The sequence below is a fragment of the Sphingobium yanoikuyae genome, from assembly GCF_013001025.1.
GTDB lineage: Bacteria > Pseudomonadota > Alphaproteobacteria > Sphingomonadales > Sphingomonadaceae > Sphingobium > Sphingobium yanoikuyae_A.
Genome location: NZ_CP053021.1, coordinates 38,978 through 57,388 on the forward strand (window position 1 = coordinate 38,978; position 18,411 = coordinate 57,388).

Genomic DNA, 18,411 nt, shown 5'->3' on the forward strand with positions numbered 1-18,411 from the left:
GCGCGATCCGTAGAAAAACAATCGGCGATCAGGGCGCGCTGAAGCCGTAACGGCCAAGGATCGTCCGGCCCTGCGCCGACAGCAGGAAGCGGCGGAAGCCTTCCGCGTCACGATGGCGACTGGCGGTCAGCCGCGCTACCGGATAGCGGATCGACGGATGGCTGCCGGTCGGGAAAGTCCCGACCGTCTGCACCGATTTCGAGGCGCGGGCATCGGTCGCATAGACGATGCCGAACGGGGTGGCACCGCGCTCGACCAGGGCGAGGGCGGCGCGCACGCTGTCGCCGCGCGCGACCTTGTCCGCGACCGAGGGCCAGACATTGAGCGCGGTGAGCGCCGCCTTGCCATATTTGCCCGCCGGCACGGCGTCGGGATCGGCCATGGCGAGGCGGCCGCCGTTCAGCGTTGCGGCCAGCGGCATGTTGCGGCCGATGCGCAGTCGCACCGGTTTGCCGGCCGGGGCGACCAGCACCAGCCGGTTGCCGGCCATGTCAGCGCGGCTGCCGCGCGCGACGAAGCCGGCCTTCTGGATATCGTCCATCCAATCTTCGTCGGCGGAGGCGAACAGGTCGGCGGGGGCGCCGGCCTTGATCTGCCGGGCCAGCGCCGAGGAGGCGGCGAAGGACAGGACCGGGCGGGCATGGCCCTGCCGCGCCCAGGCATCGGCGGCAGCGTTCATCGATTCCTGCAGGCTGGCGGCGGCAAGCACCAGTGGCCCGCGCTTGTCCTGCGCGGCGGCCCAGGATGGCGACAGCAAAAGTGACAGGAGCGCGAGCGCGCGCAGCAGGAGCGGAATCGGAGAGAAGAAGCGCATGACCGCCTTGTGCGCCCAGCGCCGGGGCCATGCAATTGTCGGCACATGCTTTTGTCGCCGCGTGCGATCCGCTAAGCAGGCGCTGGTGACGCCGATCCTTCCCCCCTTCGTCCGTTCCGGCCGGACCCGCGCAGCCCTTTGACATGGCAGTGATACGCACGCTTTGCGGCCGGTGCGGCGTCGGCTGTGGCCTGCGCGCTATTACCGGCGAGGATCGCGACCTGATGGTCGAGGGCGACCGGATGCATCCGGCCAATGCCGGGCGGCTGTGCGGGCGCGGGCTGGAGGTCGCGGAAGAGGTCGGGCTGGAAGGGCGATTGCTCCAGCCGATGATCGACGGTCGGCCGCAACGCTGGGAGAAGGCGATTGCGCAGGTCGCGCGGCGGCTGTCGGCGGTGATCGCCCAGCATGGCCCGGACAGTGTGGCGCTGCATGTCGGCGGCGGCCTGCTGACCGAGGATTATTATGTCGCCAACAAGCTGATGAAGGGCTTCATCGGTTCGGCCCATGTCGATGCGGGCTGGGCGGCGAATGACGGCGCGGCGCTGGCGCAGCGCGCGGCCTATGGCGAGGATGTGATGCCCGCCGCCTATGAGGATATCGAGCGGGCCGAACTGATCCTGATGATCGGCGCGGATCTGGCGCAGGATCATCCGGTGCTGAATGCGCGGATCGCGGCGGCGCGGGCCGATCAGGGCGTCGAACTGCTGTTGCTGGCGCCGCCGGGCGAGGGGACGAGCATCGAGGCCGACCTGCGCATCGAAGTGCCGCGCGACCGCATGGCGTCCTGGATCGCCGGACTGCTGCGCCATTGCCATGATGTCGGCGCGACCGATGCCGACTATCTGGCGCGCAATGTCAGCGTGCCCGACGATTTCTGGGCGCAACTGCGGACCCGCCATGATCTGTGGTCGGTGGCGCGGGGGTGCGGCCTGTCGCCGGTGGAGCTTCGTGCGCTCTATGACCGGATCGCCGCCGTGCCGCGGATCGTGACGCTGTTTGGCGGCGCGGACGAGGGGCTGGCGCGGGCAGTGATCGATTTCCATCTGGCGACGGGACGGATCGGCAGGCCAGGGGCGGCGCCCTTTGCCATGACAGCCGCGGCCAATGGCATGGGCGGGCGCGAGGTCGGCTGCAATGCGACGGGGCTTGCGGCGCATCGTGGCTTCACGGCGGAAGCGATGGCCGAAATAACCCGTTTCTGGTCGGCCGAGGCGATGGCGACCGGGCCGGGGTTGGACGGCGCGGAACTGGCCGACGCGGTGCGGAGCGGGCGCATCCGCGCGTTGTGGAGCATAAGCGGCGACGGCATCGATCCGGCCTGGCTGCGCGCGGCGCTGGACGCGGTGCCGCTGGCGATCCGCTCCACCCCCTGGGCCGATCCCGAGCGGGACGGGCGCGGCATCGCGCTGCCATCGGCCAGCTGGGTCGAGAAGGACGGCACGCTGACCGGCGCGGACCGGCTGATCAGCCGCCAGCGCCGGCTGTTCCCGCTGCCCGGCGAAGCCAAGCCCGACTGGTGGATCGTCACCCAGGTCGCGCGCGCGATGGGCTGGCAGGCGGCCTTCCATTATGAATGGGCGGCGGAAATCTATCGCGAGCATGTGCGCCTGACCGCCTATGGCAATGACGGCGCGCGGCTGCTCAACCTGCGCCGCCATGCCCCGATTTCCAACCCCGCCTATGAGGAACTGACCCCCTGGCGCTGGGGCGAGCTGCCGTTCGACGAGGGGCGCTTCCCGACGCCGGATGGCAAGGCCCGCCTGCTGCCTCTGTCCTAGGCGGTAGATCGCCGGGCGACGGGGCGCCGACGCGACAGTAGAAAGTTCACACCGTTGTGCGGCCTATGGTGGCGCGTCTTTTGGCGGATTTGCGTCAGGTCGGTCGGCGCGGGGTAATGGCCGCGCGCCGATCGGGCGCCGGTGCCGCGCCTGCGACGCGACAGCGAGGCGACAGGGAAAGGACAGCGACGCGACAGTGTCGCTTGGGCGGCGGCAGTGGGGGGCGGGAAAGGGCGCGGCGTTCCATCGAAGCATGTGGAACAGAAAGGGCGAGAGTAGGAAAGCGATGGGGCTGCTACCGACCAAGAACCGCCCATCCCATCATCGTCACCCTGAACTTGTTTCAGGGTCCATTCCTCCCAATAGACCAATGGTTTGTTAGGCTTGATGGATGCTGAAACAAGTTCAGCATGACGTCGGTGGGATGGCCGTAAGCCACCCAACATTGCCATCCCAGCGGAGGGCTAGGGCTATATTCTGGATAGCTTCAGCCTCGCGTTATGCCCGTGAGATGATCGAGCAGGGCGTCGCCATTGGCGGTCCAGGTGAAGCGAAGGGCGGCGGCGCGAACGGCGTCGCGTTCGGGCGGGTCTGCCAATATGTCGGCGATCGCTTCGGCCAGGGCTTCGGGTTCGCGATCGACGATCTTGCCGGCTTCGGGGCGGTCGAGCAGTTCGCGCGCGCCGCCGACATCGGTGATGACGATCGGCGTGCCGCAGGCGAGCGATTCCACCCAGGCATTGGCGAGCCCTTCGGATTCCGACGGCAGCGCCATTACGTCGGCGGCGGCATAGAGGCGCGGCAAGCGGTCGTGCGGCACCGAGCCGAGGAAGCCGATGCGCCGTTCGACGCCCAGTTCCTGCGCGAGATTTTCGAGCATCCGGCGATATTGGCCCTGCCCCGCGAGCAGCAGGGTGGTGCCGGGCAGCTGGGGCAGGGCGCGGACCAGAATATCCTGCCCCTTGCGCGGGATGAGCGCGCCGACGCAGAGGATCAGCGGCCCTTCGAAGCCGAGCGCGGCCTTGGCCTGATCGCGGTCGGCGATTTCGAAGCGGTCGAGATCGACGCCGGTATAATGGACCCGGATCTTGTCGGCATCGATGCCCATCCGGCCCATGGAACGGCGCATCGCGGCCGACACGGCGAGCAGGCCGGCGGCGCCGTCGGCGGCGCGCTTCACCATCTTCTTCGTGCCGCGCTGCGTGCCCCAATGATGAATGTCGGCGCCGCGCGCCTTGACCGAATAGGGGATGCCGAGCGCCTTCGACAGGCGCTGGGCCACCGGACCATCGGGGAAGAAGAAGCTGGCGTCGATGACGTCGAACGGGGTCTGGGCGTGCAGCCGCTTGACCAGCGGCAGGATGGCGCGGGTCATGGTGAGGACATTGGTGCGGCCGCCGAATTTGGGGATGATCGGGAAGGTCGGCCGATAGACGGTCAGATCCTTCCACCTTTCCTTGGGCGGCAGGGCGCGCAGCGGGGCATAGCGGCCGGCGCGCGACAGCGGCCAGGGCGGCATGCCGATCGGGGCGACAACGGTGACGCTGACGTCGGGGCGGCTCGCCAGTTCGCGGGCCTGTCGCTCCACGAAGACACCGAAATTGGGCCGGCTCATGTCCGGGAAGAGCGTGGAAAGCGTGAGGACGTTGAGTGTCATGGGCCCTCCCTACTGCATGTCGGTTAAGCGAGGCTTAGGCGTGGCGGGGGCGCTTGGCTATAGCCGTCGGACGAGTTGCACCGCCACTGCGCCCCAGGGTGGGTCGGTCAGCACCTGTTGCCGGGCGCCATGGCCGAGCGGCAATATCTGGAGCCGGTCGCCCTCGCGGCCGATGAGGCGGCCGAACAGGAAGCGGCCGGCGGGGCGGGGGAAGAGGACGTCGCGGTTCAAGGCGCTGGCGAAATCGGCCGGGGCGATGCGGCGGCACCAGATGGCGTCGCCGCTGCGATAGTCGCCGATGCTGGCATTGACCTGGATGCCGATCATGCCGTCGGCGGGCACGGGCGGCGGGAAGGACAGGGCGCGGACCGGTGCGCGCGCGCCCTCCGGCCCGAGCAGGGCGGCGACGGGCACTTCGCTCTGGCCGGGCAGGGCGACCAGTTCCGCGCTGGTGACGCCGAGCGCATCGGCAATCCGGTTCAGCCATTTGACCGAGACGGTGCGGGTGCCGGTTTCGAGCCGGCCGATGGTCTGGGCGGTGGTAGGCGGCAGGCAGAGCAGGCCCACCTGTTCCAGCGTCAGGCCCTTGGCCTTGCGGACCTCGCGGATGCGGGTGATCATGGCTGTCCTCGGGTTGATAACCTATTTGGTTTTCTCTTTCCTACAGATTATCCGCCGTGGCAAGCCCCTGGCCTTTCCCACCCTGTCAGGAGATGCCGCCATGGCCGCCCAGTTTATCGACCGTATGATCGAAGACCCTGCCGGCAAGATGCAGGCAGTGAAGCTGCATCTGGGGGAATCGCCGATCGGCTGGCTGCATGCGCGGGGCCATGTGAGCGATCGGCAACTGGCGGCGGGCGAGAGGCTGCGGCGCGACTGGGAGCAGGCGGGGCTGGGCGCGCGGGTGACGATGCGCTGGGACGGGGCGCCGGCGGAGCGGCGACGGGGCGGCGCAGCGGCGATGCCCGATCCGAGCGCTGCGCAACTCTCGGCGCGCGAGCGGTTCGATGGTGCGGTGCGGGCGGCGGGGCCGGGACTGGCCGATATCTTGTGGCGGGTGGTGTGCGCGGGCGAGGGGCTGGGGCCGGCGGAGCGGGCGCTGGGCTGGCCCAGCCGCGCGGGCAAGCTGGTGCTGGGGCTGGCGCTCGACCGGGTGGCGGACTGGTATCGGGTGGGGTGAGGGGTGGGTGTGCCGCGCAAGCGGCGGTCTACGTCGATGGGGCAGAAGCTCGCTGCGCTCGCTACCCACCCCAACCCCTCCCTGGAAGGGAGGGGCGAGGTATGTTTGCATTCAGGCGATGAACCCTGCGCCGAGGAGCAGGAGCAGCTTCACGTCCATGGCGAAGCCCTGTTCGCGCCAGGCGGCGATCTGGTCCGGCAGGGTGGCGAGGGGGACGCGGTGGACGCGGATATCCTCGCTGTCGACGCCGCCGCCCTCGCCGGTCTTTACCAGATCATGGGCGCGGAACAGGGTGAAGCTTTCCGAGACCATGCCGGGCGAGCTGAAAAATTCGCCGAGCGATTCGAGGCGACCGGGGAGATAGCCGGTCTCCTCCTCCAGTTCGCGGCTGGCGGCAAGGCTGGCGTCCTCGCCAGCGTCATGATCGCCGACGAGGCCTGCGGGCAGTTCGATGCAGCGCTTGCCGAGCGGTACGCGATACTGGTCGACCAGCAGGACATGGCGGCCGTCCGCATCCTCGTCGATCGCCAGGATGACGGCGGCACGGATGCCGCGGGCGCGGCCGACATATTCCCATTTGCCGCGCTTCTTCGCGGTGATGAAGCGCCCGGTCCACATGACTTCCTCGGGCGCATTCCAGTCATTATCGCTCATAATTCGATCAGTCTGTCCGGCAGTTCGTTGATGTCGTCGGCGGCGCGGGGGAAGTGCGGCGCCAGAATCGCGCCGACCCGGCCGACGGCGAGGGCTAGCCCTTCGCCCGGCCGGTCGTCGCGCACCGCATCGATCAGCAGCGCCATCGCCTCGCCCCAAGCTTCGGGCGTGACGCGATCGTTGATCGCCTTGTCGGCGACGATTTCGGCGCGATGCTCGTCGAGCGAGAGATAGATGAGGACGCCGGTGCGGCCGGCGGTGCGGGCCTCGGCAGCGGCGCGGAACAGCAATATGGCGCGGCGGCGCACCCGGCGCGCCTTGGTCGCGCGCGGGGTGAGCGCCATGCGCAGCGGCATGATCGCGAGCAGGTAGCGCACCACCAGAAAGTCGAGGATCAGGTCGCCGAGCAATAGGGTCAGCATCTTCCAGTCGGCGACCTGATGGTCCCAATCGCCCAGCAGCCGGCCGGCCAGGTCGCGCAGATAGTCCGGGAAGAAGGCGAAGAAGGCGAGGGCGACGAACACGGTGCCGATCGCCCAGTGCAGGCCGACATCATGATAGGCGTCGGACCGACGCGCGACGATCGGCACGATCTCGCCCGATGTCTGCTTTTCGGCCTCCATCACGGCGGCCGAGACAAGGTCATGATCGCGTTCGCTGAACTGTACCGGCTTCACCAACTGCCTCCCGCACCGCCGCCGCCAAAGCTGCCGCCACCGCCGGAAAAGCCGCCGCCATCGCCGCCGCCCCAGCCACCGCCGCCACTGCCCCAGCCCGAACCACCACCGCTGCCCCAGCCGCTGTCGGACGGGCCCCAGATGATGACCGGGCCGGCGCCGCCGCGATAGCGGCGACCGCGACCGCCGCGGCTGGCGAACATCGATATGCCGACGATGACGATCACGATGACCCAGAAGACCAGCATCACGGCGCCGCCGCCGCTGTCGCCCTTGCGCTGCTCCGCCTCGGCTGCGGCGGCGCGTGCCTTCGCCTCCTCGGGCGGCAGGGTCAGCAGGGTGGCGAGTTCGTTGACACCTGCGTCGATGCCGCCGGGAAAGTCGCCGGCCTTGAAACGCGGTATGATGGCGGTGCGATAGATGCGCGAGGCAAGCGCGTCGGTGACGATACCCTCGACACCATAGCCGGTAGCGATCCACACCTTGCGCTCGTTCGGGGCGACCAGCAGGATCGTGCCGTCGTCCTTTTCCTTGCTGCCGATGCCCCAGCTGCGGCCGAGCTGATAGGCATAGTCGCCAATCTCATAGCCTTGGAGATCGGGGACGGTGGCGACCACTACCTGCCGCCCGCTCTGCTTGTCGAGCGCGGCCAGCTTGGCGGTCAGCGCCTGCTCCTGCTGCGGCGAGAGCAGGTTGGCGGCATCGACCACTTGGCCGGTCAGCTTGGGAAAGGTCTGCGCCTGCGCCGCCGGCATGAAGACCAGCAGCGCAAGGACCAGCAGTATAGAGCGAAGCATCTTCATGCCGCCACCTTCCGAGCGGGGCGATGTTCCAGCACCTCGATCATAGCGCCCGATCCGGCGAGAATCGCGGATTGCGGATCGCCGGCCGTGAAATGCGGCATCATCATGCGGCGGATGATCTGGTCGCAGACCTCGTCCTTCATCACCGTCTCCAGACCCTTGCCCACTTCGATGCGGACCTTGCGCTCGGTCGGCGCAACGAGAAGCAAAAGACCGTCATTACGTTCCTTACTGCCGAGCGCCCAACTGCGTGCAAGCCGCAGCGAATAATCGTTGATCGCCTCGCCGCCGAGAGTGGGTGTCGTGGCGATCACCATCTGTACGCCGGTCTGTCGTTCCAGCCGGGCAAGGCGGGCGGTCAGGGCCGTCGCGGTCGCGCTATCAAGCAAGCCTGCCTTATCCACCACGCGACCCGTCAGCTCCAAGGCCGGCTTGGGCGCATCGGCTGCAGCCCCGCTGCAGGCAGCAAGCAGGGGCAGCAGGACCAGCAGCAGGCGCCGCATCATCGCGATCGGCTCAGTTGCCGAAGTCGACCTTGGGCGCTTCTTCCGCGCCGGGCGTGACCGCCTGGAACGGGGCCATGGGCTTTGCGCCATGGATCAGCTTGGCGCCGATCGCGTCGGGGAAGGTGCGGATGCGGGTATTATAGGCCTGCACCGCTTCATTATAGTCGCGGATCGAGACGGCGATGCGGTTTTCCGTGCCTTCCAGCTGCGACTGGAGCTGGAGGAAATTCTCGTTGGTCTTGAGGTCGGGATAGGCCTCGACCGAGGCGAGCAGGCGGCCAAGGCCCTGGCTCAGCTGTGCCTGGGCGGCCTGATATTGCGCGACCTTGGCCGGATCGGACAGGTCGGCGGCGTTGATCTGGATCGAGGTCGCCTTGGCGCGGGCTTCGGTCACGGCGGTCAGCGTCGCCTGTTCCTGCTTGCCGGCGGCCTTGACCGTGGCGACGAGATTGCCGGTGAGGTTGGCGCGGCGCTGATATTGCGCCTGGACGTCAGCCCATTTGGCCTTGGCATTTTCCTCGGCAGTGGGGACGCTGTTGATGCCGCAGGCGGACAGCGCGAGCGCGCCCATGACCGGCAGCAAAAGGCGGGAGAGGCGACGCGGGAAAAGCATGGAACATCCTCGGCTCTGTTTCGCTGACGGAAATAGGGCGTTGTCGGATGGCGTGCAACGGGCCATGCAGAGTTTATCGAAGGCGAGACAAGAGGTTCATCATGGGGCTGATTTCGGAATTCAAGACGTTCATCAATCGCGGCAATGTCATGGACCTGGCGGTTGGTGTCATCATCGGTGGCGCGTTCGCCACCATCACCAAGTCGCTGACCGATGACCTGATCATGCCGGTGGTCGGCTATCTTTTCGGTGGCGCTGACTTTTCGGGCTACTTCCTGCGCCTGGGCGACCTGCCCGAGGGGTTCAAGGGCAATCCCAACAGCTATGCCGACCTGAAGGCAGCCGGTGTCGCCATGTTCGGCTGGGGCCAGTTCCTGACCGTGCTGGTCAATTTCATCATCCTGGCCTTCATCATCTTCCTGCTGGTGAAGCTGGTGAACAAGGTTCTGGCCAAGCCCGAGGAAGCGCCGGCACCAGCGGTCACGCCGGAGGATATCGTGCTGCTGCGCGAGATTCGCGACTCGCTGAAAAAATAAGCGATTGCGACGAACCGATGCCCTGATGGGAACCATTGGGGGCGCGGCCGGTTGATCGGCGTCAGGGTTCGGGATGGCAAGGACCGTTCCGAACCTCGTGTCGAATATGTCAGCCCTGAGGGGGCGTAACAGGAGAAAACGCTGTGAAAAGCTTCGTCGCAATCCTTGGCCTTGCCAGCATGGTCTCGCTCGCTGCGTGCGATTCCAAGCAGGAAAACAAGGTCGAGAATGCCTACGAGAATCAGGCGGACGCTCTCGACAACCAGGCCGCGAACATGGAAGCGATGGCCGACAACCTGTCGGGCAACGCCGAGAATGCAGCCGAAAATGCGGCCGACGCGCTGGAGAACAAGGCCGACGCCACCCGCGAAGCGGGCGAGGCTGCCGCCGACGCGGTGGAGAAGAAGCAGCACTGATCCGCTGCGGCACCGACCATCGGGCCAAAGGGGCGTCGCGCTTGCGGCGCCCTTTTTCTTTGCCCGCCCGCGCCTTTAACGGCCCCTTAACCACGGCCGGCCATGGTGCCCTCGCGCGCATCCAAAGGTCGTGGGAATGGACGAGTTACTTCAGGAATTCATATCCGAAACGCAGGAAACGCTGGAGGCTCTGGCGGGCGAGGTCGTCGCCTGGGAGGCCAATCCGGGCGATAGCCAGCGGCTGGACGCCATTTTCCGCTTCTTCCATACGGTGAAGGGGAGCTGCGGCTTCCTCAATCTGCCGCGCTTCGAGAAATTGAGCCATGTGGCCGAGGATGTGTTGTCGGAGATTCGCGCCGGCAACCGCAAGCCCGATCCCGCGACCGTCAGCGCAGTGCTGGCGATCATGGACCGGATCGGCGAACTGGCCGAGGCGGTGGCGCGCGGCGCGGCCTTGCCCAACGAGAATGACGAATATCTGATCGGCGCGCTGACGCAGGTGGAGGCGCCGGTCGCGCCCGCCGAGGAAGCGGAGCCCGAAGAGCCCGCGGCGCCGGTCGCGGCGGTGCGCCAGGGCCAGGCGCTGCGCACCATCCGCCTGCCGCTGTCGCTGATCGATCAACTGATGAACGGCGTGTCGGACATGGTGCTGGCGCGCAACGAATTGTCGCGCAAGCTGCGCGACCGGTCGGCCGACCCCGAACTGGACAGCGCGTTCGAGCGGCTGTCCACCTGTGTCGCGGACATGCGCGACGTGATTTCCAAGACCCGCATGCAGCGGGTCGAGCGCCTGTTCGCGGCGATGCCGCGCATGGTGCGCGACCTGAGCCGCGATCTCGACAAGCGGATCGAGCTGAGCCTGGAAGGCGGCGATGTCGAGATGGACCGCGAGATGGTGGAGATGGTCGTCGACCCGCTCACCCATATCGTGCGCAACAGCATCGACCATGGTATCGAGACGCCCGAGCGGCGTCGCGCGGCGGGCAAGCCGGAGGCTGGCCGGTTGCGGCTGGAGGCGCGCCAGTCGGGCAACCAGATCGTGATCGAGATCAGCGATGACGGCGCCGGCATCAACACCGCGCGGCTGGTGGAAAAGGCGATCGCCGCCGGGCGGCTGACGCCCGATGCGGCGGCGCGGATGACCGAGCAGGACAAGCTGGACCTGATCTTCCAGCCGGGGCTGACGACGGCCGCCAAGGTGACGGCGGTGTCGGGCCGTGGCGTCGGTATGGACGTGGTGCGGGCCAATATCGAACGGATCGGCGGCGTCATCGCGCTGGACAATCATCCGGGGCAGGGGCTGCGCATCACGCTGCGCGTGCCGCTGACGCTGACCATCATTCCGGGGCTGATCGTGCGCGCCGGCGGACTGCATTTCGCGATCCCGCGCGCGGCGGTGGTCGAGATACTGCACGACAATAACGAGATGATGCAGATTGCCGATGTCGGCGGCGCCAAGATCGCGACGATCCGGTCGATCCGCCATTCGATGATCGACCTGGAAGATGTGCTTGGCATGGACAAGCCACAGCAGATCGGACCGCGCGCCGTGATGGTGGTGCGATCGGCGACCGGCGTGCCCTTTGCCATGGGCGTGTCCGCGGTCGAGAATCATGAGGAACTGGTGATCCGTCCCGCATCGCCGCTGGTGATGGCGAGCGGCGTCTATGCCGGCATGACCTTGCCCGACAATGGCAAGCCGATGCTGCTGCTGGATGCGGCGGGCCTGGCCAATGCGGCGCGCCTGCCGAACCTGATCGACGATCGCGCCCATGGCGCAGTGGCGGATGCCGCCGCGCAGGAGGCGGGCGTCGAAATGGTGGCGGCGCTGCGCTTCGAGGAATTGTCGGGCGAACGGCGCCTGCTGCGCCTGTCGCTGATCGAGCGGGTCGAGGATATCGACGCCAGCCTGTTCGGCCGGTCCGGCGGCCAGGCCTTCGTCCGGCTGGACGAGCGGCTGGTGCCGGTGGTGAACGGCCGCCATGCCTTTGCCGAGGACAAGGTCTGCGCGCTGCGCCTGCGCGATGGCAGCCTGGAAGCCTGTTACCCGGTTGCGGCGGTGCTGGACATCGTCCAGATGCCGCTGGTGCCGGACATGGTGGCGATGCACGGCATGCTGAGCGGTGTCGCGGTGGTCGATGGCGAGCATCTGGAGGTCATCAACCCCTTCGCCCTGTTCGCCGCGCTGCCGCAGGAGCCGATCGCGCCGCACAGCCGGGGCCGTTGCCTGCTGGCCGATGCGGAGGATGGCTGGACCCGCGAGATATTGGCGCCGCTGCTGCGTCAGGCCGGGCATGAAGTGGTGCTGGGCCTGCCGGGCGATGCCGTCGATGCGCAGGATATCGTGCTCTATTCGGCCGGCGATGTCGGGCAGGTGGCCGAGATCATGGGATGCCGGGTGGTGCATCTGCGCGCCACGCCACGGGCGACCGGGCCGATGGATGCCAGCATCTACCGCTATGACCAGGACGCGCTGATGGCGGCGCTGTCCGGCGCGCGCGGATAAGGGGAAGAGCGATGGAGCAACTCTATCTGTTGGCGACGCTGGCCGGCGCCCGCATCGCGGTCGACGCCAGTGAGGTCGAGGCGGTGGTCAAGCTGACCGAGATATCGCCCGTGCCCGGCATGGGCGTGCATGTTGCGGGTCTTTCCGCGCTGCGCAGCCGGGTGCTGACGATCATCGATGTCGCCGCCCTGATTCATGGGCGCGCGACCCCGGCCGACCAGCGCGACCTGGCGATCATCGCCAATATCAGCGGTCATAGCTATGGCCTGATGGTCGATGGCGTGTCGGATATCTGTCGCGTGCCGGAGGGCGAATTGCCGCTGCGCGGACAGCTCGACCCGGCCTGGATGCCCTTTGCGCGGGGCGTGGTGGAGCATGAGGGCGTGCCCCATCTGCTGGTGTCGCTGGCCGGCTTCATCGAGGCCGGTGCCCAGGCACAGGCGGCCTGATCGCTTGGCCGCATCGTTTACCATTTGCTCGCCTTTCGCGTTTACGCCTCTCCTCCCGGCACGTAAAAATCAAAGGGACGCTTCATGAAGAACTGCCTGGTCGTCGATGATTCCAAGGTCATCCGCAAAGTGGCACGCCACATATTGGAATCGCTGGACCTGACCGTGACCGAAGCGGTGGACGGGCAGGATGCCCTGACCCAGTGCGAGGCCAGCCTGCCCGATGTGGTGCTGCTCGACTGGAACATGCCGGTGATGAGCGGCATGGAATTCCTGCAGGCGCTGTCGGCCACCAAGATGGAGGCCCGGCCCAAGATCATCTTCTGCACCACGGAAAACGGCATCAGCCATATCAAGGCGGCGGTCGAGGCCGGTGCCGACGAATATGTGATGAAGCCGTTCGACCGCGAGACGCTGGAGAGCAAGCTGGCGATCGTCGGGGTCATCTAGGCCCGGTCCCTCCCTTCGAGGATATCGCCGTCTTTCCCAGCCTCTTCGTTCTGAAAGCCCGTCAATGACCGTCTTCGTGCCGACCATGGTCAGCCTCGACAGCCACACCGCTCCCGCGGTGCGCACGCTGGTGGTTGACGATTCGGTGGTGGTGCGCACGGTGATCGAGCGCATCCTGAACGCCGATCCCGGCTTTACCGTCGTCCACAAGACCAACAGCGCGGAAAATGCGCTGCGCTATCTGGCCGAACATAGTGTCGACCTGGTGCTGCTCGACATCGAACTGCCGGGCCAGAGCGGCCTGGCGGCGCTGCCCGCGATCCTGCGATCGAACCCGCAGGGCAAGGTGGCGATCCTGTCCGGCCGCTGCGAGGAGGGCAGCGCGGCGGCGATCGAGGCGCTGGCGCTGGGCGCGAGCGATATCCTGTCCAAGCCGGGCAGCGGCAGCTTTGGCGAACAATTCCCACAGGCATTGATCGATCGGCTTGGCCGGCTGTTCGGCGGCGAAGCGCCAACGGCACCGGCGCAGCGATCAACCATGGTTCCGCCCGCCCATGCGACCGGCGCTGCGGTCGAACCCCTGGCCTGCCTGGGCATCGGGGCCTCGACCGGGGGCATCCATGCGCTCAGCCAGTTGTTCAGCGGCCTGACCGCGCCGCTGGGCGTGCCGATCCTGCTGACCCAGCATCTGCCGGTCAGTTTCACCGTCTATTTCGCGCAGCAACTGGCGCGCATGACCAGCCTGCGGGTCAAGGTGGCGGAGGCCGGCGACCAGTTGGCGCCCGACACCGTCTATGTCGCGCCGGGCGATGCCAATCTGCTGCTGCGGCGCGGGCTGCATGGCCGGGTGAGCGTGGTGCTGGACCCGGAACGGACGCCGTCGGGCAATCTGCCGGGCGTCGATCCGATGTTCGCCGCCATGGCGGATGTCTATGGCGCGGGCGCGGCGGGGATCGTGCTCACCGGCATGGGCCGCGACGGCACGGCCGGGGCGCGGGATATCGTGGCAGCGGGCGGCTGGATCGTCGCCCAGGATGAGCCAAGCAGCGTGGTATGGGGGATGCCGGGATCGGTCGCGGGGGCAGGGCTGACCTGTGCGCTGATGGAACCCCATGCGATCATGGATTTTGTCGCACGACGCGGAAAGATGAACGACTGATGGCCTTGCCCCCTTCCAGGATGGGATCGGGCGCTGCCCGGATTTTGACGGGTCTGCTGGAAGCGCGGACCGGCCAGGTTCTGTCCGAGGGGCGGGCCTGGCGCATGGAGACGGCGCTGAAGCCGGTGCTGCGCGATCATGGGTTGCAGGATATCGATGAACTGGCCGGCAAGCTGCTGCGCAGCCGCAATCCGCGGCTGGACGAGGATGTGGTGAACGCACTGCTGAACAACGAAAGCAGCTTCTTCCGCGATCTGCAGATATTCGACCTCATCCACCGGCAGATATTGCCGCGCATCCAGGAGGCGCGGGGCGACCGGGTGCTGCGGATCTGGAGCGCGGGCTGTTCGACCGGGCAGGAAGCCTATTCGCTGGCGATCCGCTTCTGTAACGAGGCGGCGCGCTGGGCGGGCTGGCGGATCGAGATATTGGCGACCGATATTTCCAGCGCGGCGATCGACCAGGCGCGCAGCGGCGTCTTTTCGCAGATGGACGTGCAGCGCGGCCTGCCGATCGGCGACCTGATCAAATGGTTCGAGCCGGCGGGCGATGACTGGCGGGCGAACCCGGAGCTGCGGCGGATGATCGATTTCCGTCAGGATAATCTGTTCGCCGCGCGGGTGCCGACCGGCGCCTATGACCTGCTGCTCTGCCGCAATGTGCTGCTCTATTTCTCGCCCGAAAGGCGCCAGAGCGTGTTCGACCTGCTGGCACGGCACAGCCATGACCGGTCGGTTCTGCTGCTGGGCGCGGGCGAGACGGTGATCGGCCAGAGCGAGGAATTCGTGCCGCATCCCGAATTTCGCGGTAGCTATGCGCGGCGAGGCTATTCGGCAGATGCCGGCAATTCGGCCCGGCGCGCGGGCTAATCGTCCGCCGATCATTTACCACGCTTGATTGCCGCGCCGGTCTCGGCCATGATTCCGTTCGTGGCTGCATGACGCGGCGCGACGCAGGGCGGAACAGGGCGTGAGACTGGACTTTTCGTGGTGACGGGCCCTTTGCGATGACCGACATCCCCATGATCGAGACGCCGTCGCCCAATTATGACGAGCGCAGCCTGCCGATCACCATGCTGGTGCTCCATTATACCGGCATGCCGGACGCGGCGAGCGCCATCAACTGGCTGGCCAATGCCGAATCCAAGGTGTCGGCCCATTATGTCGTGACCGAGGATGGCCAGATCATCCGCATGGTGGCCGAGGACAAGCGCGCCTGGCATGCCGGCCGGTCGCACTGGCGCGGCATCGACGATGTGAACAGCGCCAGCATCGGCATCGAGATCGTCAATCCGGGGCATGAATGGGGCTATCGGCCTTTTCCCGAGGCGCAGATGGGATCGCTGATCCCGCTGGTCCACGACATCGTCCAGCGTCACCGGATCACGCGCGGCAATATCGTCGGGCACAGCGACATCGCGCCCGCGCGCAAGCAGGATCCGGGCGAACTATTCCCCTGGGGGCAACTGGCGCGGCTGCGGCTGGCGCTGCCGCGACCGACCAAGAATCTGATGGACCCGCACTGGACCGACAGCGGCTTCATGCTGGCGCTCGAACGTTTCGGCTATGACATTGCCGAACCGGAGCCGGCGGTCGTCGCCTTCCAGCGGCGCTTCCGCCCGGAACTGATCGACGGCGTCATCGATGGCGAATGCCGGGCGATTTTGCTCGCCTTGCTGCTGCCCAAGCCGACAGGGGATGACTGACCCGATTTTTGCGCCTATAGGCGCCCGTGCCAGAGGGTCGGGCGACCGCGGCGTGGCGGGTAACTTCCACGGCGAGGAAAGTCCGGGCTCCACGAAATGACGGTGCCGGCTAACGGCCGGCTGGAGTGATCCAAGGGACAGTGCAACAGAAAGCAGGTCACTAAGGCTTCGGCCCAGTGAAATTGAAAGGGTGCGGTAAGAGCGCACCGCGTCTGCGGCAACGCAAGACGGCACGGTAAACCCCACCGGGAGCAAGACCGAATAGGGGCGGCGCGCAGCTTGACTGCTAGGTCTGTTTCGACTGAGACCGCTCGGGTTGGTTGCTTGAGGGACGGAGCAATCCGTCTCCTAGAGGAATGGTCGCCTATCCCCCTTTGGGGGTGGACAGAACCCGGCTTACAGGCCCTCTGGCATTTCCCCTGTTGCGAGGTTATCGCAATAACCGGTCCGTGGTCTTGGGGGGATATGGTTTGCGTAACAGATATTTGGCCTTGCTGATGGCGATGGCCGCCATGCCCGCTATCGGCCATGCGATGCAGGATGCGGCGCCGGCAGCGCCGGCCCCCGCGCCCGCAACTGGCACGATCCAGCAATTGTTCGAGCAATCGACGCAAGCCACCGAGGCGGCGGATTATCCCCGCGCGCTTGAAATCCTCACCGCGCTGGAAGGCCGGGTGGTGCGCAACCCGCGTAGCCTGGCGATCGTGCGGGTGCGCAAGGCCATGGTGCTGGCGGAACTGTCGCGCTGGGCCGAGGCGCGCGACCTGCTGAACCAGACGGCGCCGGCCCTGCCCAGGGATGATGCCAGCCTGTCGACCGACCGTTATCGTGCCGCCTACACGCTGGGCCGCGTGTCGATGGGCGACCTCGACTATGTCGGTGCGCTGGCCCATTTCAGCGCGGCGCTGGCCGAAGCGGAGAGGCCGGCGGCGCGCATCCAGGCGCTGCTGGGGCAGGCGCAGGCCGGCACGTTCGTCGATCCGGCCGAAGCGCTGAAGGCCGCCGAAGCGGCCAATGCCATCGCGGTCGCGGACCCCAAGATGTTCGACAAGGCGTCGCTGGCGCATATCGACCTGATCCGGGGGCGGGCGCTGCTCAATCTGGGCCAGTTCGATCCTGCGGAAAAACTGTTCGCGCGGGCGGTGAAGCAGCAGGGCGGGCTGACCACCAGGGTCGATTTCAATGATCTGGTGACCCGGTCGGATGCGTCGATCGCGGCCATGCTGGCCGGCCATCGCGACACGGCGCGCAATTATCTGGTCTATACCGGTGCCGGGCGCATGCCGCAGCAGGACTTCACCCAGGGCGCGGACATGGCGCTGCCGCGCTGTGGCGAGGATGGCGTCCAGCCCGAGGATTATGCCGTGGTGGAATTCGGCATCAGCGACAGCGGCGCCGTTTCCTATGCCCGGCCAGTCTATGGATCGCGCCCCGGCCCGTCGGCGCTGGCGTTTGCGCGGGCGGTGCGGGACTGGTCGTGGCGGCCCGATGACGTGAAGAATATCCCGGCGCTGTTCCGGTTCGTCACGCGGCTGGAACTGCGTTGTTCGACCGCGGAAGGCGGTCCGTCGATGCTGGCGGGGCCGACCAAGGCTTTGGGCGACTGGCTCGAGGCCAGACGCGTTCCCGGCCCGGTGCTGGACAATGTGCCGATGACCCGGCAGCGCACCCTGCTGTTGCAGCAGGCGCAGCTGATCCGCAGCCAGAAGGGCGATACGACGGTGGAACTGGTGCCGGTGTTGATCCCGCTGCTCGCCGGATCGATGGCCGCGCGCGAGGATGTCGAGACCTATGGCCCGTTGCTGCGCCGGGTGGTGCGGACGGCGGATGCCCCGCCGCTGGCGCAATTGCTGGTCGACCGCCTGGTCCATGATGCGGCCGAGCATGTGGATATCCGTATCCGGGCCGATTCCCCCTATGCGTTGCGCGCCGCCGACTATCAGGCCGATGCCGATGCACGGGCGACCTTCGCGATCCTGGCCTATGATGATCTGAGGCCCAGGGAAAAGGCCGGGTCGCAGGCGCTGCTCAACGCGGTGATCGACGATGGCGCCTTGCCGGCCAATGATCCGCTGCGCGTGGCAGCGCTGGTGCGACGGGCGAGCCTGCAGGCGACCGGCGGCAATCTGGAAGCGGCACGGGCCGATTATGCCGCGACCGGATTGTCGGCGCAGCAATGTTCGATCGTCGATGCCAAGCCCAGCCTGCGCAGCGCGCCAGTATCCTCCGCCGATTATCCCACGGACATGGTGTCCGTGGGTGTCGAGGGATGGACGCGGGTCCAGTTCGACATCGCGGCGGACGGCACGACCCGCAACCAGCGGGCCGTCATCACCTATCCGCCGATGATCTTTGGCACCAACGGCACGAAGATCGTGACGCGGGCCAAATATGAGCAAAGCTATCGCCCCGATGGTGGCCTTGGCTGCGGCGGCAACATGCAGGGGGTGACTTTCCGTCGCTAATCCCGGCGCAGGGCTGGCTTTCCGGGCGCGGCTTCCCTAA

19 protein-coding genes and 1 other RNA gene are annotated in these 18,411 nt (G+C 67.1%); 12 read left to right on the forward strand and 8 right to left on the reverse strand.

Features of this window, described 5'->3' with window-relative positions; translation table 11 throughout:
• Positions 1-28: 28 nt before the first annotated feature.
• Complete coding sequence (modA, locus tag HH800_RS00205; RefSeq protein WP_169859761.1) at positions 29-814, reverse strand: molybdate ABC transporter substrate-binding protein; 786 nt, start codon at positions 812-814, stop codon at positions 29-31.
• 143 nt (positions 815-957) lie between these two features.
• On the opposite strand from modA, the gene HH800_RS00210 reads away from it, so the two are divergent.
• Positions 958-2,595: a molybdopterin oxidoreductase family protein gene (locus tag HH800_RS00210; RefSeq protein ID WP_169859763.1), complete on the forward strand. Its 1,638-nt coding sequence runs from the start codon at positions 958-960 to the stop codon at positions 2,593-2,595.
• A 487-nt stretch (positions 2,596-3,082) separates the two neighbouring features.
• On the opposite strand, the gene HH800_RS00215 is transcribed toward HH800_RS00210, so the two are convergent.
• Positions 3,083-4,252 carry a glycosyltransferase gene (locus HH800_RS00215; RefSeq protein WP_099233291.1) on the reverse strand — a complete coding sequence of 390 codons (1,170 nt, stop codon included), beginning with the start codon at positions 4,250-4,252 and terminating at the stop codon, positions 3,083-3,085.
• A gap of 57 nt (positions 4,253-4,309) precedes the next feature.
• Positions 4,310-4,873: a helix-turn-helix domain-containing protein gene (locus tag HH800_RS00220; protein ID WP_004210404.1), complete on the reverse strand. Its 564-nt coding sequence runs from the start codon at positions 4,871-4,873 to the stop codon at positions 4,310-4,312.
• A 100-nt stretch (positions 4,874-4,973) separates the two neighbouring features.
• Between HH800_RS00220 and HH800_RS00225 the strand changes: the two genes are divergently transcribed.
• Entirely contained in the window at positions 4,974-5,432 is a 459-nt protein-coding gene (locus tag HH800_RS00225; RefSeq protein ID WP_169859765.1) for a DUF6456 domain-containing protein, read from the forward strand.
• A gap of 111 nt (positions 5,433-5,543) precedes the next feature.
• Here HH800_RS00225 and HH800_RS00230 read toward each other — a convergent pair whose 3' ends face one another.
• The 5 genes from HH800_RS00230 to HH800_RS00250 are packed head-to-tail and all read right to left on the reverse strand — an operon-like array spanning position 5,544 to position 8,685.
• Positions 5,544-6,086, reverse strand: a complete 543-nt coding sequence (locus tag HH800_RS00230) for an NUDIX hydrolase (RefSeq protein WP_169859767.1) — start codon at positions 6,084-6,086, stop codon at positions 5,544-5,546.
• Positions 6,083-6,709: a TPM domain-containing protein gene (locus HH800_RS00235; protein WP_169863151.1), complete on the reverse strand. Its 627-nt coding sequence runs from the start codon at positions 6,707-6,709 to the stop codon at positions 6,083-6,085. The genes HH800_RS00230 and HH800_RS00235 overlap by 4 nt, the downstream gene beginning before the upstream one ends.
• A 50-nt stretch (positions 6,710-6,759) precedes the next feature.
• A complete protein-coding gene (locus HH800_RS00240) occupies positions 6,760-7,560 on the reverse strand; it encodes a TPM domain-containing protein (RefSeq protein WP_169863149.1) in 801 nt (266 codons plus the stop codon).
• Between the two features lie 2 nt (positions 7,561-7,562).
• The gene (locus HH800_RS00245) at positions 7,563-8,069 is read right to left on the reverse strand and encodes a TPM domain-containing protein (protein WP_169859769.1); all 507 of its coding nucleotides are present in this window, start codon (positions 8,067-8,069) and stop codon (positions 7,563-7,565) included.
• Positions 8,070-8,082: 13 nt separating this feature from the next.
• Entirely contained in the window at positions 8,083-8,685 is a 603-nt protein-coding gene (locus HH800_RS00250; RefSeq protein ID WP_004210411.1) for a LemA family protein, read from the reverse strand.
• A gap of 101 nt (positions 8,686-8,786) precedes the next feature.
• Here HH800_RS00250 and mscL point away from each other — a divergent pair, with 101 nt between their 5' ends.
• The 10 genes from mscL to HH800_RS00300 all read left to right on the forward strand — a co-directional run bounded on the left by mscL (position 8,787) and on the right by HH800_RS00300 (position 18,371).
• The gene (gene mscL / locus HH800_RS00255; protein WP_004210412.1) at positions 8,787-9,221 is read left to right on the forward strand and encodes a large conductance mechanosensitive channel protein MscL; all 435 of its coding nucleotides are present in this window, start codon (positions 8,787-8,789) and stop codon (positions 9,219-9,221) included.
• 143 nt (positions 9,222-9,364) lie between these two features.
• Positions 9,365-9,637 (forward strand): hypothetical protein, encoded by a 273-nt coding sequence (locus HH800_RS00260; protein ID WP_004210413.1) that lies wholly within the window; start codon positions 9,365-9,367, stop codon positions 9,635-9,637.
• A gap of 136 nt (positions 9,638-9,773) precedes the next feature.
• Positions 9,774-12,143: a chemotaxis protein CheA gene (locus HH800_RS00265; RefSeq protein WP_169859771.1), complete on the forward strand. Its 2,370-nt coding sequence runs from the start codon at positions 9,774-9,776 to the stop codon at positions 12,141-12,143.
• 11 nt (positions 12,144-12,154) lie between these two features.
• Entirely contained in the window at positions 12,155-12,592 is a 438-nt protein-coding gene (locus HH800_RS00270; RefSeq protein WP_017500268.1) for a chemotaxis protein CheW, read from the forward strand.
• An 84-nt stretch (positions 12,593-12,676) separates the two neighbouring features.
• On the forward strand, positions 12,677-13,042 hold the full coding sequence (locus tag HH800_RS00275; RefSeq protein WP_004210416.1) for a response regulator: 366 nt from the start codon (positions 12,677-12,679) through the stop codon (positions 13,040-13,042).
• A 64-nt stretch (positions 13,043-13,106) separates the two neighbouring features.
• Complete coding sequence (locus HH800_RS00280) at positions 13,107-14,201, forward strand: chemotaxis protein CheB (RefSeq protein WP_169859773.1); 1,095 nt, start codon at positions 13,107-13,109, stop codon at positions 14,199-14,201.
• A complete protein-coding gene (locus HH800_RS00285) occupies positions 14,201-15,070 on the forward strand; it encodes a CheR family methyltransferase (RefSeq protein ID WP_169859775.1) in 870 nt (289 codons plus the stop codon). The genes HH800_RS00280 and HH800_RS00285 overlap by 1 nt, the downstream gene beginning before the upstream one ends.
• A gap of 137 nt (positions 15,071-15,207) precedes the next feature.
• Positions 15,208-15,906 carry an N-acetylmuramoyl-L-alanine amidase gene (locus HH800_RS00290; RefSeq protein ID WP_004210419.1) on the forward strand — a complete coding sequence of 233 codons (699 nt, stop codon included), beginning with the start codon at positions 15,208-15,210 and terminating at the stop codon, positions 15,904-15,906.
• 29 nt (positions 15,907-15,935) lie between these two features.
• An RNA gene (gene rnpB, locus HH800_RS00295) (RNase P RNA component class A) lies at positions 15,936-16,321 on the forward strand.
• Positions 16,322-16,403: 82 nt separating this feature from the next.
• Positions 16,404-18,371, forward strand: a complete 1,968-nt coding sequence (locus tag HH800_RS00300; protein ID WP_169863153.1) for a hypothetical protein — start codon at positions 16,404-16,406, stop codon at positions 18,369-18,371.
• The last annotated feature ends 40 nt before the right edge of the window (positions 18,372-18,411 follow it).